The sequence below is a fragment of the Streptomyces sp. NPDC044704 genome, from assembly GCF_056433525.1.
Genome location: NZ_JBWKGY010000004.1, coordinates 513,988 through 527,497, shown reverse-complemented (window position 1 = coordinate 527,497; position 13,510 = coordinate 513,988). Strand labels below are relative to the sequence as shown.

Here is a 13,510-nt window from a genome sequence, read left to right as displayed (position 1 = left end):
GTGCGGGAGAGGGAACCGCAGGGGTGGTGGCGGCCGGCCGTGGCCCTGCCCGTCGTCGCGGCGGCGGCGCTGTACGGCTGGGCCCACTGGTACTTCGCGGGCCCGGCCTCACCGCCGACCGCGGCGGCCGTGGCCGGCGGCGCCGTGCTGGTCGCCGGGACCTGCGCGCTGTACTCCGTGCGGATCGGCGGCAGCGGCGGCCTCTTCGGCTCACTGCTCATGGCGGTGGGCCTGCTGCTGGCCGTGACGGCGGCCGACCGGGCGGCGGGCCGCGCCGAGACCGCCGTCTGCGTCGTGCGCGAGGTCCACAGTCAGGTACAGGGGTCCTACGGCGAGGGCGCTCCTCCCGCCAAGACCGTCTACCGCCTCGTCCTGGACTGCCCCGGGGGATACCCCTCCGCACTCAAGGACGACCGGCCCCTCGCGGCGCGGGGGGAGGAGATCGAGGTCGCCTACGACGCCCAGCGGCGGGTGTCCCCGGAACCCGCGGGCGGTGCCTCGCCGTGGGCGGCCGCCGTGTGGGCCGCGCTCCTCCTCGCCGCGTCCACCGTGATCGCGGCCCGGAGCCGTACGACGGCCGGGTGAGCCCAGCGGGTGGAATCGTCCGGCGGCCCGGACGGGCTGCCGGACGCCGGGCCCGCCCTCTCGCATAGTCGTGACCGACGGCAGGTGACGGCGGCAGGGTGCGGGAGGCGGCAGTGACGGTGGACGCGCGACGACGGGCCGTGATGGCGGGACTCGGGGCGGTGGCCCTGGCGGCCGTGGGGCAGGGCACCGGCCGGGCGGCCCCGTCCGCCGCCTTCGCACCCGGGGCGCCCCGGGCTGCGGCCGGCCCCCGCCCGCCGGAGGCCTGGATGGGAACCGTGATCCGCCGGATCCCCACCACCCGCCGGATCATGGCGCTCACCTTCAACGCGGCCTGGGACGAGAGCGGCCTCGACACCGTCCTCACGGAACTGCGGCGCCGGAAACTGGCGGCCACCTTCTTCCCGACCGGGCAGTTCGCCGAGCAACACCCCGGGGCGGTACGGGCCATGGCCGCCGCGCACGGCCTGGGCAACCACTCCCACACCCACCCGTACTTCAAGGACCTCTCCACCACCGAGAGGCACCGGGAGGTGCGCCGCGCGGACGCCGCGATCCGCGAGGCCGCCGGGACCGAACCCCTGCCCCTCTTCCGCTTCCCGTACAGCTCCACCACGGCGGACTCCGTGGCCGACGTCAACGACCTCGGCTACGCGGTCGTCGAGTACACCCAGGACACCAACGGCTACCTCGGCCCGCAGGGCGGCATGAGCGTCGACAAGGCGGTCCGGCGGGCCGTCGACGCCTTCAAGCCCGGGGCCGTCCTCCAGATGCACGTGGGCAGCACCGGCGACGGGATCGTCCTCGATGCCGAAGCCCTGCCCCGCATCATCGACGCCGCCCTGGCCGAGGACTACGAGATCACCGATCTCCGCCACCTCCTCGTCCCCGCCACCCCGGCCCGAGCGTTTACGCCATATACCCGGTTCAATTCATAAACCAGTTCTACCTGCGCCATCCGTGGCTGACCTGCGCATACGAAGGCTCACGGCCCTCTGCGGCGTCGCCGCCGGCGCGGCCTTCGCGTGGCCCGCGAGCCTGGTCCAGGGCTCCGGAACGGCCTACGTCACGGTCACCCTGGTCGCCGCCTCCATCGAGGCGGGCACCGTACTCGGACACCCCCAAGCGGGGAAAAGCGGGGAAAAGCGGAAGGGGCTCGGATCCGAACGGATCCGAGCCCCTTCCGGGCAGTAGCGGGGACAGGATTTGAACCTGCGACCTCTGGGTTATGAGCCCAGCGAGCTACCGAGCTGCTCCACCCCGCGTCGGTGAACCCCACCCTACGGCACCGCGCGGGGTGTCATCGACCACGGGGCCGGGAAGCCCGTGGGGGAGCAGCAGGGCCGAGTCCGAGTGGACGGTGACGCGGACCGGGCCGGCCGGGCCCCCGCCGGCCGCCGCGTCCCCCGCGCCCGGCTCGGGGGCGAAGCGCGGGTGGGCGCCGGCACTGAGCTGCCAGCGGATGCGGTGGCCGGTGGCGAACCGGTACGCGGTGGCGCCCATCGCGGCGGTGATCCGTGCGGGCGAGGGGCCGCCGGCCGGCAGTGGGGCCGGTCCGTCGCAGACGTGGGTGGAACGCCCGCGGGGGTCCACGTCACACAGCCGCGCGAAGACCACGCCCGGTGCGCCGTCGGTGGAGACGCTCAAACGCGCGAGGACCGGCCCCGCGATCTCCACGGGCTCCGTCAACGGCGGGCCGGTGAAGGTCAGCACGTCCTCGCGGGCCTCCAGGGCGGTGTTGTCACGAGGCCCGGCGCCGAGCGACAGCAGCGGGCCGCCGACGGACGGGGTGGGGTCGGCCGGATCGTGGCGGAAGGACGCCAGCGGGGCGGATCCGGCGGGGGCCTGCCGGATCAGGTGGCCGTCGGGCGCGGGGAACCAGGAGGTGGTCTCCGGGGACTGCGGCCATGCGTCGAGGTCGCGCCAGGCGTCCTCGCCCCCGACGTGGACCCGGACGGGCGTCGGGCGCAGTCCCGAAGGGTCGGAGCACAGGTGCGCGCGCAGCCAGGCGAGGCTCTCCGCGAACACCTCGGGCCAGCCCTGGCGCAGGGCGGAGGCGTGGGTCCAGGGCCCGACGAGCAGGGAGCTCTCGCGTCCGGCCCGCCGCAGGCGCGCGTACTGCTCGAAGGTCTGGCCGGCCAGGACGTCGTGCCATCCGGTGATCAGGGCGGTGGGCACTCCCGGCCCCTCGGCGGCCCGCGCCGTGGACGCGCCCCGCCAGTACGGGTCTTCGGGGTCGCCGTGCGCGATCACCCCGTCCAGCCAGGGCGGTTCGCCGCCGAGGGCGGCCGCGTACGAGCCCTGCGGCGGGGCGGCGGCGGTGGGGCCGCGCAGGACGCGCCGCACGCGCGCCGAGGCCTTCACCAGGGACGGCACCCCCCGGTGCTGGTGGGTCATGGCGGCGGCGACGAGCAGGGCGTTCTCCAGGTGGAGGACGCCGCCCGCGTGGAACAGGGCCCAGGGGTCGTGCAGGCCGAGCTGCACGACCATCGCCTTCAGCTCCGGGGGCGGTTCCAGGGCCAGCGCCCACTGCGCGTACCCCAGGTAGCTGGGGCCGACCGTGCCGAGGACGCCGTCGAACCAGGGCTGCTCCCGCAGCCAGGCCACGGTCGCCAGGCCGTCCGCGGCCTCGTTGCGCCAGAGGTCGAACAGGCCGCCGGAACCGCCGGTGCCCCGGCAGCTCTGCAGGATCACGTGGAAGCCCTGCTCGGCGAAGAGCATGCCGTACTGGGGCCCCCACGGCAGGCCCCTGCCGTAGGGCGAGCGGACGAGGAGGGTCGGGAACTCGCCCTCCGCGCGCGGGAAGTAGTGGTCGGTGACCAGCGGGCTGCCGTCGGCGGCCGGGACGACCAGCCCGGGCTCCAGGCCGGCCGCGTGGCGGCGGGGCGGGAGCCCGCGCCAGGTGGACCGCATCAGGCGTGCCGACAGCGGCGGCCGGCCGGCGGGCGGGGTCCAGGCGGACCCGGGCGGTGTGTCGTGCGCGGATGGCGTCATCGTTTCCCCTCCATCATTCTCGTACGCGGTACGAGAATAGAGGATGCTTGGATGGAATCCGACAGGAGCCACCCCCGAGGGGAAAGGAACACGAGGACCGTGACTGCAGAGGCCGGGCCCGGCGACGCCGGCCGCGTCGATCCCCGCGAACTCTGGCTGACCCCCGATCAGCCCCGCAGGGGACGCAGGCCCGCCTTCAGCCGAGAGGCCATCACCGCGGCCGCCGTCGCCCTGGCGGACACCGAAGGCATCGACGCGGTCACCATGCGCCGGCTCGCCTCCGAGGTGGGCGCGGGCGTCATGTCGCTGTACAGCTACGCCCCGGACAAGGAGACCCTGGTCGATCTGATGGTCGACCACGTCAACGCCGAACTCCCCGCCCCGCAGGTACCGGAAGGCGACTGGCGCGGCGGCCTCAAGGCCATCGCCCACCTCCAGCGCGCCCTGATGCTCCGCCACCCCTGGCTCCCCGCCGCCCTGCACGGCCGCCGCTCCCTCGGCCCCCACGCCCTCGCCTTCCTGGAGCACGCCCTCGCCGCGCTGCGCCCCACCGGCCTGGACGGCGCCGCGAAGCTGGAGGTCTTCGCCCAGCTCACCGGATTCGTGTCCGGGTACGTCGCCCACGAGATCGCGCAGGCGGCCGCCGCGAACTCACCCGACCGGGTGGCGGCGGAGGTCCGCTACCTCGCCGCCGTCGCCGCCGACGGCAGGCACCCCGAACTCGCGGAGGTCCTGGGCTCCCCGGCCCGGCCCGCGAGCCCCGCAGCCACCTTCGAGCGGTTCCTCAACCGCCTGGTCGACGGCCTCGACACCGACCGGCCGGGACCGTGAGGGCATGCGGACCGCTCCGCGCGGCCCGCGTCACGAGTACCTTCTGTGCATGCAGATCGAGGGTCCGCGGCAGCGGGGACACGTACTTTTCATAGCGGGCGACGCCGCCGTGCGCCGGCGGGCCGTCCAGGTGGCGCCGAGCGCGAACCTGGCGGCGCTGGGGGTGGTCCCGGTCGCCGGGCTGCTGAACAGCGAGGTGCCCAGCGACACCACCTACCTCGACGGGGTCCGGGACCCGAACACCGCCCTCATGCGGCTGCGCACGGCCGCCGCCACCCCCGGGCCGCTGTTCGTCTACCTGTCCGGCCGGCTCACCGCCGACCGCCGCGGCTGCCGGCTCCACCTCGCCCTGGCGGGGACCACCGCTACCTCGGTCCGCTACACCGCACTGCCCTGGGACTGGCTCGGCACCGAACTGCGCGGCCGCCCCCGCGGGCTGACCACCGTCCTCCTCGACCTCGGGGCGGACAGGGCGGCCTGGTCGCTGCTCCAGGAGTACGGCAGCCTGCCCGCGTCCCCCGCGGCCGAGATGTACGGCGTGGTCTCCCCGCCCGGCTTCGCCGGCGGCGGCAACACGGTGAGCCGCTACACGCGGCACTGGATCGACCAGCTCCACACCAGCCCCGTCCGGCCGGACAACCTCCGGCTGCACGCCCTCGCCGTGGGGGCCGCCGCGCTGCCGCCGGGCTCCCTCGTCCTGCCGACCGCCCGGGAGCTCGCCGCCCCGGCCCCGCCCGGGCACACCACCGTCGGCGCCCCCGGCCCGGCTCGGCCCGCCCGTCACCCGGAACCGGTACGCGGCCCGCACCCCGCCCCGACGCCCGTACCCGTACCGGCCCCCACGGCCCGGCCGGCCCCCGCACCGGCCGGCGAGCCGGCACCGCCCGCGCGGCCGCCCGTACCGGACCGGGACCCGCGGCCGCACATCCACGCCCTGGCCACCTCGGGCCGGCACCCGGAGGCCGCCACCCTCGCCCAGGCCTGGGAGCAACACGTCCTCCAGACCCACGGGTTCACCTCCGACGAGGCGCTCGCATGGCTGGAGATCCGTGCCGACCTCGCCCGGATGGCCGACGACTTCCGGCTCGCGACCCGGCTGTGGACCACCGCGGGCCGCACCCGCCTCGCCCGGGGGCCCGCGGACGCACCCGGGGTCCGGGCCGCCGCGGCCGGCGCCCTGTACTGCTGGACCCGGCTGGAGGATCCGGCCGGGGCCGCCGAAGCCGGCCCCGAACTCATCGGCCTCCTGCGCTCGTTGCCGTCCCCGGATCCCGCGCACCTGCGCCTCGTCCAGCAGCGGATGGAGCTGCTGCGCCGCCCGACCAGCCGCACCCCAGCCGGACTTGAGCCCGGCGCGACCCCCACCGGACCGAAGTCCTCGCAGGTCACGGCGAGATGAAGGAAAATGGGGTGATCATCCGGCGGTGTGACGCCGCGACTACCGTGGGAGAGGTGCGCCGTCGCGCAGCTATCGCCACGCATTCGATTCAGGGGGAACGGAATGGCAGCTCAGCCCACCGTCGTCGACCTACTGGAACTCAGTCCCGACTTCGTACGCGACCCCTACCCGGTCTACGCGCGGCTGCGTGAACAGGGGCCCGTCCACCACGTGTGGACCCCCGACCGCGGGGACATGTGGCTGATCGTCGGACACGAGGCCTGCCGCACGGCCTTCACCGACCCGCGCCTGAGCCGGGACTGGCGGCGGTCCGGCAACATCAGCCAGATCATCAACACCGGCCAGGACCAGCCCGGGCTCGCCCACATGCTGATGGCCGACCCGCCGGACCACACCCGGCTGCGCCGCCTGGTGGCACGGGAGTTCACCACCCGGCGCATCGAGGGCCTGGCGCCGCGCATCCAGCAGATCGCCGACGAACTCCTCGACGCCATGGAGCAGAACGAGCACCGCACGGCCGACCTGGTGGACGCCTTCGCCTTCCCGCTGCCGATGACCGTCATCTGCGAGCTGCTGGGCGTGCCCGAACTGGACCGCGCGGCGTTCCGCGCGTGGTCCAGCGAAATGGTCGCCCGTACCAGCCCCGAGGCCGAAGCCGCCGCGTACGAGGAGATGCCGCGGTACCTGGGCGAGCTCATCGGCGCCAAGCGCGCCGCCCCCGGCGACGACCTGCTCAGTGCCCTGATCCACGCCGTCGACGACGGCGGCGACCGCCTCTCGCCGGAAGAGCTGGTCGGCATGAGCCTCCTGCTCCTCATCGCCGGGCACGAGACCACGGTCAACATGATCGGCAACGGCATGCGGGCCCTGTTCGCCCACCCCGACCAGCTCGCCGACCTGCGCGCCGACTTCGATCTGCTCGACGGCGCGATCGAGGAGATGCTGCGCTACGACGGCCCGGTCGAGACCTGCACGGAGCGGCTCGCCCTGGAGGACGTGGAGATGGGCGGGGTGGTGATCCCGGCCAATTCCGCCGTCCTCATCGCCATGGCCGACGCCGACCGCGACCCGGCGCGCTTCGCCGACCCGGACCGGTTCGACATCCGCCGCGACGCCCGTGGCCACATCGCCTTCGGGCACGGCCTCCACCACTGTCTGGGCGCCCCGCTGGCCCGGATGGAGGGCCGCATCGCGCTGCGCTCGCTGCTGGAGCGCTTCCCCCGGCTCGCCGCCGGCGCCGACGAGGCGGAGCTCGCCTGGCTGCCCGGAATGCTGATCAGGGGCGTACGGCAGCTGCCCGTGCGCTGGTGACCGGCGGCTCGGAACCGGCCCTTCCCGGGGCCGTCCCGCGCCGGACGGGACGGTCTCAGGTCTTCGGGGTGACGATCCGCGCGATCCGCAGGAAGAGTTCGGTGGCGTGGTCCTCGTCGAGCGTGGCGAAGGAGCGGTTCATCTCCACCACCACCGTGGAGTGGGACCGCGGGTCGTGGAACATCGCCGTGTTGTAGCCGATGATCGTCCCGTTGTGTCCGAGCCACCCGTTGAACGACGCGATGCCCAGCCCGTACCCCACCTGCTCCGGCTCCGCCGCGACCGGTACGAGCCGCAGCCGCTCCCGCTGGAGTCCGGGGGTCAGCAGGCCCGTCCCGGTCGCCAGTTCACGGGCCCAGAAGCGCAGGTCCGCGATGTTCGAGAGCATCGCGCCGGCGCCCGCCGAGTAGGCCGGGTCGGAACGCGTGGCGTCGGTCATCGCCCCGCCCGGGCCCGCCCGGTACCCCCGGGCGGCGGGCTCCGGGACGGCGGAGTCCGTCGGCAAGCCGGTGGCGGCCAGCCCCAGTGGTTTGGCGATCTCCTCGCGCACCCACGTCGCGAGCGGTTTCCCGCCCGCCTTCTCGACGATGTCGCCGAGCAGGACGTAGTGCGTGTCCGAGTAGTGGAAGCCCTTGCCCGGAGCGAAGTACGGGGCGTGCCGGCGGGCGATGTCGAGCGCGTCCCGCGTGCGGAACGGGGCGTCGGGATGCTCCGTGTACCGCTTCAGCCAGGCCGGATCCTCGGTGTAGCTGTAGATCCCCGCCGTCATGTTCAGCAGCTGCCGGATCGTGATGGCGTCGCCGTTCGGCCAGCTGACGTACCGGCTCAGCGGGTCGTCGAGGCGCAGCTTTCCGGCGCGTACGAGCTGGAGGACGGCGGTGGCGGTGAAGGTCTTGGTGACGCTCGCGATGCGGACCTTGTCCTCGGCGGTGATGGGCCTCCCCGTCCGGAGGTCGGCGGCGCCCACCGCGTACTCCCAGGCCCCGTGTCCCGGCACGTTCACGTCCACCCGGATGCCGGGCACGTCGTGGGCGCGCCGGGCGTCGTCGACGGCTTCCTTCAACTGCCGCTCGACCCCGGCCGGAAACCGGGTGCCGGACGACTGGGCGGCCGGACTGCCCGCGCTCGCCGAGGGGCCCGGGGCCTCGGGGCCGCGGGGCGTGCCCGGCGCGCAGGCCGTGGCCCAGCCGGCCAGTGCCACCACCGCGGCGAGGGCCGCGCGGGCCCCCCGCCGTCGCCCCGTGCGTCGCTGCACCCTCGCCGCCTCCCGTAGCCGGTATGCCGCTTTCGTCCGCGACGATACGCCCCGCTCCCGGCCGGAACCCCGGCCCGCCACACCACCCGAAGGGGTGTCACGGACGTGAATCGGCCATATGCGTGAAGTGGGAACGGATGATCGCGTACGGCTCTCTAGCCTGGTGTGCGGCGGTGGGCCGCGCGTCCGGGCGGGGCGTCCGGACCGGTACGGCGCAGAAGGTTCCTCGGTTCCATGGGTCTGACGAGTAGTGCTCTCCTGGTGAGCTTCGTGCTGGGCACGCTGTTCCTGTTCGCCGCCACGGTGTGGGCGTGGCCACGGCTGGCGGGCGGGAGCCGGGGACGGGTGCTGGGGCGGATCGGGCTCCTGCTGGTGGTGCAGGTGTTCCTGTTCTCCTCGGTCGGCCTCGGGGTCAACCGCAGCCTCCTGATCTACGGTTCGTGGAGCGACCTGACCTCCGGGCAGAAGGGCCAGGCGGCCGGACCCGGCGGCGTCGCCGTGGAGGTCCTGAAACGGCAGGCGCCGGACGTGCCCGGCGCGGGCAACCCGGCGAACGCGGGCCTGATCGAGAAGGTCACCGTGCACGGCGAACGCTCCGGGATCGCCTCCCAGGCGTACGTGTACCTGCCGCCCGAGTACTTCCAGAAGGGCGGCGAACAGCGGAAGTTCCCCGCGGCCGTCGTCCTCACGGGCTACCCCGGAACGGCGGAGAACCTGCTGAAGGGCCTGCGCTTCCCGAGGACGGCGTGGACGAAGGTCAAACAGAAGAAGATGCAGCCGATGATCCTCGTGATGATGCGGCCCACCGTCGTCCCCGAGAACACCCAGTGCGTCGACGTGGCCGGCGGCGGGGCGAAGAGCGAGACCTTCTTCGGGACGGACGTCCCCAAGGCCATCTCCAGCTTCTACCGGGTGGGCGGCACGGCCGCGAGCTGGGGGATCATCGGAGACTCGACCGGCGGCTACTGCGCGCTGAAGATGACGGTGCAGCACCCGGAGACGTACGCGGTCGGGGTGGGCCTGTCCGCGGACTACAAGCCGGAGATCGACGCCTACTCCGGTGACCTCTTCCGCGGGAACAAGGCCGAGGAACAGCGGTCCGACCTGATGTGGCACCTGGACCACCGGCCCCAGGGGAAGGTGTCGCTGCTGGTGACCACCTCGCTGAAGGGGGAGCCGAACTACCAGGCCACCCAGGAGTTCATCCGCAAGGTCAAGGCCCCCTCCCGGGTCTCGTCGATCACCCTCGACCGCGGCGGCCACAGCTTCAACACCTGGAACCGGGAGATCCCGCCGGCCCTGGAGTGGATGGGTGCCCGGCTCACGGCCGGGTGAGGCCGGGGCCCGGCCTCAGGCGCCGCTCGGTTTCGCGCGGACGTGCATGCGCTCCCCCTGCCGCCCGAAGAGGCTGAGCACCTCCACCGGCCGCCCGTCGGCGCTGCTGAACCAGTGGGGGAGCCGGGTGTCGAACTCCGCTGCCTCACCGGGGCCGAGGACCAGATCGTGCTCGGCGAGGACGAGCCGCAGCCGCCCGTCCAGCACGTACAGCCACTCGTAGCCCTCGTGCGTCCGCAGATCCGGCTCGCTGCCCCGGTCCAGGATGAGCATCTTGTACGCCTGGAGGGGGCCCGGGGTCCGGGTCAGCGGAACGACCGTCCCGCCGTTCGGCATCGTGCGCGGCGTCAGGCGCACCCGGGGGTCACCCACCTCCGGGGCGCCGACCAGGTCGTCCAGCGGCACGTGGTAGGCGGCGGCGAGCGGCAGCAGCAACTCCAGACTGGGGCGGCGCTGCCCGGACTCCAGCCGGGACAGGGTGCTCTTGGAGATGCCGGTCTCCTCGGACAGCGCGGCCAGGGTGAGACCGCGCTGGGTGCGCAGCCGTCGCAGCCGGGGGGCGACCTCGTCGAGGACCTTGCGGTGGGGATCTGGTGTGTCCATGAGGGCATTCCACTCCGCCGTCCCGGAAACGGCAACAATATTTGCCGCCGGGATCCGGCCGGGTGCACGCTGCCGTGCATGAGCCCACACAGCGCTTCCGGAAACGGCCACCAGCACGGACACGGTCACGGACAGGCCCCCGGCCACGGCTCCGGCCCCGGCCACGTGCACGGCCACGACCACGGCACCGACATCGACTGGGCGGCCATGACCGCCCAGCTGGAGACCAACGGCGAGCTCCAGCTGCCCCTCCTGCGCCGCACCGCCGCCCGCCTCGGGGAACTGCTCGGCCCGCGGACCCCGGTCCGGCGCGTCCTCGACATCGGCAGCGGGCCCGGCGTGATGACCTGCGTCCTCGCCGAGGCCTTCCCGCAGGCCGAGGTCGTCGCCGTGGACGGCACCCCGGCACTCCTCGACCACACCCTGGCCCGCGCCGAACGACTCGGCCTCCACGGCCGGATCACCACCTCGCACGCGGAGCTGCCCGAGGGCCTCGCCGGGCTCGGAGCCGCCGACCTGATCTGGAGCAGCAAGGCCGTCCACCACCTCGGCGACCAGCAGGCGGCACTCGACGGACTCGCCGCCCTGCTGCGGCCCGGCGGCGTGCTCGCCGTCGCGGAGGCCGGTCTGCCGATGCGCTTCCTGCCCCGCGACATCGGCATCGGCGCCCCGGGCCTCCAGGCCCGCCTCGACGCCACCCTGGAACACTGGTTCGCGGCCATGCGGGCGGAACTCCCCGGCAGCACCTCCGTGACGGAGGACTGGCCCGCGATGCTCGGCCGCGCCGGCCTCGGCCCCGTGGGCGCCTTCACCGACCTCCTCGACCTGCCGGCCCCCCTCGGCGAACCCGCCCGCGCCTTCCTCCACGGCCACCTGACCCGGCTGAGGGGCAACACCGACGACGAGTACCTGGACGCCGAGGACCGCAAGACCCTCGACGCCCTGGTCGACCCCGAGTCCGCGGAGGGCATCCTGCGCCGCCCCGACGCCTTCCTCCTGTCCGCCGCCACCGTGTTCACCGGAGTACGCCCCGCCCGCTGACCCCTCAGCCCGGCGTCGACCGCCGGACCGTGCCGATGCGGGCGGCGAGGAGGGCGATGTCGTCGTCCGCGGATGCCGGGACCAGGTGTGTGATGAGCGTGTCGCACAGGTGGTCCAGCGGCTGCTCCGGCTCGGTGAGCAGCCGCGTGAGCTCGCCCAGCCGCTCGTCGATGTCGTGGTTGCGGGCCTCGACCAGGCCGTCGGTGTAGAGCACGAGGAGACTGCCCGGCGGCACGGTGAAGTCGGTGGTGGTGAAGCCGACGCCGCCGACACCCAGGGGGACACCGGGCGGGGTGTCGACCAGGTAGACCGTGCCGTCGGGCTCCGCCACCGCGGGCGGCGGGTGCCCGGCCCGGGTCACGGTGCAGCGGCCGGTGGCCGGATCGCAGACCAGGTACAGGAAGGTGGCCAGCATCGGCTCGGCCAGGTCCGCGAGGGTCGCCTCCAGCTGGTGCAGCAGCGCCGTCGGCGGCATGTCGAGCCGGGCCAGCGCGCGGACCGTGGCCGACAGCCGCCCCATGACCGCCGCGGCCGCGATGCCGTGCCCCATGACGTCCCCGATGAGGAGGGCGGCCCTGCCGCCGCTCAGCGGGAGGACGTCGTACCAGTCCCCGCCGACCTCGTTGACGTCGCTGGCCGCCAGGTAGCGGTGCGCCGTCTCGATGCCCACCGGCGGGGAGACGTGCTGCGGGAGCATGCTCCGCTGGAGGACCACCGCCGTCTCGTGCTCGTGGCGGTACAGGCGCGCGTTGTCGATGCTGATGGCGGTGCGCGCGGCGAGTTCCCCGGCCAGGGTGACGTCGTCGGAGCCGAACGGCCCGACCGGCCGGGTGCGGTAGAAGGTGGCGACGCCCAGGACCACGTCCCTCGCCGTCAGCGGAACCATCATGAAGGAGTGCACGCCAGCCTTGAACAGCTGCTCCGGCTTGGGCGAGTGGCGGGCCGCCGGGGCGATCGCCTGCTCGTCGAAGCGGGCCACCAGGAACGGCTGCCGCGCCCCGAGGGCCTGGGTGTACGGGGCCGCCGCCGGGAAGGTGAGGGTCCTGCCGAGCGGGGCCAGGACGTCCGTCACCGCCGAGCTGGTCAGCGGTGCCTTGCCCAGACGCCGCAGGGCGACGCCGCCGGCCAGGCCCATGCCCGGCTCGTCGCCCCGTGCCAGTACGTCCAGGACGTCGACGGTGACCGCGTCGGCCAGGTGCGGGACCGCCAGGTCGGCCAGCTCCTGGCTGGTGCGCTCCAGGTCCAGGCTCGCCCCGATGCGGGCGCTGGCCTCGCTGAGCAGCGCGAGCCGGCGACGCCCCGCCTCGGCCTCCATGTGGTCGCGCTGCTGCTCGGTGATGTCCAGGAGCGAGGCGATCACCCCGATCGGCCGGCCACCGGGATCCTCCACGCGCACGTACGAGCACGACCATACGCGGTCGTGCTCCGGGTCGGCCGGGGTGCGCCCCGTGCGGCGCCGGTCCAGTACGGGCTCGCCCGTCGCCAGGACCCGGCGCATCGCCTCCTCCATCTCGCCCGCGTTCACCTCCGGCAGCACCTCGGCCAGGCGCCGGCCCACGTGGGCGGACTCCGCCAGCCCGTTCATCGCCTCCAGGGCCGGGTTGACCTGGAGGAACCGCAGCTGGGTGTCGAGGACGCCGATGCCGACCGGCGAGCGGGCGAACAGCCCGTCCCACACCGCCGACGAGCCCCGGATGCGACGGGCGGCGTGCGCGTCGGCCGCGAACACGAGCACCGCCGAGGCCCCGTCGCGCCGGTCGGGCACGGGACAGGCCCAGATCTCCAGCTCCAGCGGATGACCGTCGCGGTGCCACGCGGTGACCGTCCCCATCACCCCGTGCCCGCCCGCGGCCGTCTCCCACAGGGAACGGCCCAGGCTGCGGTCCGCGCCCGGATGCAGCAGGTCGGCGATGTGCCGCCCCAGCACCTGCGGCGGGGCGTACCCCAGCAGGTGCTGCGCCCCCTGGTTCCAGCGCACGATCGTCCCGTCGCCGCTGGTGGCGAGCAGGGCCACCGGCAGGGCGCCGAGCCACCCGCCCGCGTCCTGCGCGGCGTGGCTGATCAGATCCGCCAGTGGCTCGTCGTACATTCCGTACCCGCCCTCTTGGGCAGCCTCAGCCCCGTGTCGCACCGACCCCCTTCAGGGCGCGCGCTCG

General features: G+C 74.3%; 11 protein-coding genes and 1 tRNA gene. 7 read left to right on the top strand and 5 right to left on the bottom strand.

The window, feature by feature from the left end:
- Complete coding sequence (locus tag AC07B0_RS13295; RefSeq protein WP_469379598.1) at positions 1 to 585, top strand: hypothetical protein; 585 nt, start codon at positions 1 to 3, stop codon at positions 583 to 585.
- Between the two features lie 113 nt (positions 586 to 698).
- The gene (locus AC07B0_RS13290) at positions 699 to 1,523 is read left to right on the top strand and encodes a polysaccharide deacetylase family protein (RefSeq protein WP_478898069.1); all 825 of its coding nucleotides are present in this window, start codon (positions 699 to 701) and stop codon (positions 1,521 to 1,523) included.
- Positions 1,524 to 1,776: 253 nt separating this feature from the next.
- Here the strand turns inward: AC07B0_RS13290 and AC07B0_RS13285 are convergent.
- Positions 1,777 to 1,850, bottom strand: a tRNA-Met gene (locus AC07B0_RS13285).
- Complete coding sequence (locus AC07B0_RS13280) at positions 1,828 to 3,579, bottom strand: CocE/NonD family hydrolase (protein ID WP_478898067.1); 1,752 nt, start codon at positions 3,577 to 3,579, stop codon at positions 1,828 to 1,830. The genes AC07B0_RS13285 and AC07B0_RS13280 overlap by 23 nt, the downstream gene beginning before the upstream one ends.
- Positions 3,580 to 3,678: 99 nt before the next feature.
- Between AC07B0_RS13280 and AC07B0_RS13275 the strand changes: the two genes are divergently transcribed.
- From AC07B0_RS13275 to AC07B0_RS13265, 3 genes are all read left to right on the top strand, one after another.
- Entirely contained in the window at positions 3,679 to 4,410 is a 732-nt protein-coding gene (locus AC07B0_RS13275) for a TetR/AcrR family transcriptional regulator C-terminal domain-containing protein (RefSeq protein WP_356873187.1), read from the top strand.
- A gap of 49 nt (positions 4,411 to 4,459) precedes the next feature.
- Positions 4,460 to 5,809, top strand: a complete 1,350-nt coding sequence (locus tag AC07B0_RS13270; protein WP_478898065.1) for a hypothetical protein — start codon at positions 4,460 to 4,462, stop codon at positions 5,807 to 5,809.
- A gap of 102 nt (positions 5,810 to 5,911) precedes the next feature.
- Entirely contained in the window at positions 5,912 to 7,120 is a 1,209-nt protein-coding gene (locus tag AC07B0_RS13265) for a cytochrome P450 family protein (protein WP_478898063.1), read from the top strand.
- A 55-nt stretch (positions 7,121 to 7,175) separates the two neighbouring features.
- Here the strand turns inward: AC07B0_RS13265 and AC07B0_RS13260 are convergent, their stop codons facing one another.
- The gene (locus AC07B0_RS13260; RefSeq protein ID WP_478898061.1) at positions 7,176 to 8,375 is read right to left on the bottom strand and encodes a serine hydrolase domain-containing protein; all 1,200 of its coding nucleotides are present in this window, start codon (positions 8,373 to 8,375) and stop codon (positions 7,176 to 7,178) included.
- A 234-nt stretch (positions 8,376 to 8,609) separates the two neighbouring features.
- On the opposite strand from AC07B0_RS13260, the gene AC07B0_RS13255 reads away from it, so the two are divergent.
- The gene (locus AC07B0_RS13255) at positions 8,610 to 9,710 is read left to right on the top strand and encodes an alpha/beta hydrolase (RefSeq protein ID WP_469379605.1); all 1,101 of its coding nucleotides are present in this window, start codon (positions 8,610 to 8,612) and stop codon (positions 9,708 to 9,710) included.
- Positions 9,711 to 9,725: 15 nt separating this feature from the next.
- On the opposite strand, the gene AC07B0_RS13250 is transcribed toward AC07B0_RS13255, so the two are convergent.
- A complete protein-coding gene (locus tag AC07B0_RS13250; protein ID WP_356873177.1) occupies positions 9,726 to 10,313 on the bottom strand; it encodes a helix-turn-helix domain-containing protein in 588 nt (195 codons plus the stop codon).
- A gap of 78 nt (positions 10,314 to 10,391) precedes the next feature.
- Here AC07B0_RS13250 and AC07B0_RS13245 point away from each other — a divergent pair, with 78 nt between their 5' ends.
- Complete coding sequence (locus AC07B0_RS13245) at positions 10,392 to 11,354, top strand: class I SAM-dependent methyltransferase (RefSeq protein WP_478898058.1); 963 nt, start codon at positions 10,392 to 10,394, stop codon at positions 11,352 to 11,354.
- Between the two features lie 4 nt (positions 11,355 to 11,358).
- Here the strand turns inward: AC07B0_RS13245 and AC07B0_RS13240 are convergent, their stop codons facing one another.
- Positions 11,359 to 13,443 (bottom strand): SpoIIE family protein phosphatase, encoded by a 2,085-nt coding sequence (locus AC07B0_RS13240; protein ID WP_356873173.1) that lies wholly within the window; start codon positions 13,441 to 13,443, stop codon positions 11,359 to 11,361.
- Positions 13,444 to 13,510 lie beyond the last annotated feature (67 nt).

Bases quoted from the DNA above. Each gene is read 5' to 3' on its own strand.
- AC07B0_RS13280 (WP_478898067.1), bottom strand. From the start codon at position 3,579: ATGACGCCATCCGCGCACGACACACCGCCCGGGTCCGCCTGGACCCCG.
- AC07B0_RS13270 (WP_478898065.1), top strand. From the start codon at position 4,460: ATGCAGATCGAGGGTCCGCGGCAGCGGGGACACGTACTTTTCATAGCG.
- AC07B0_RS13265 (WP_478898063.1), top strand. From the start codon at position 5,912: ATGGCAGCTCAGCCCACCGTCGTCGACCTACTGGAACTCAGTCCCGAC.
- AC07B0_RS13255 (WP_469379605.1), top strand. From the start codon at position 8,610: ATGGGTCTGACGAGTAGTGCTCTCCTGGTGAGCTTCGTGCTGGGCACG.
- AC07B0_RS13250 (WP_356873177.1), bottom strand. From the start codon at position 10,313: ATGGACACACCAGATCCCCACCGCAAGGTCCTCGACGAGGTCGCCCCC.
- AC07B0_RS13245 (WP_478898058.1), top strand. From the start codon at position 10,392: ATGAGCCCACACAGCGCTTCCGGAAACGGCCACCAGCACGGACACGGT.
- AC07B0_RS13240 (WP_356873173.1), bottom strand. From the start codon at position 13,443: ATGTACGACGAGCCACTGGCGGATCTGATCAGCCACGCCGCGCAGGAC.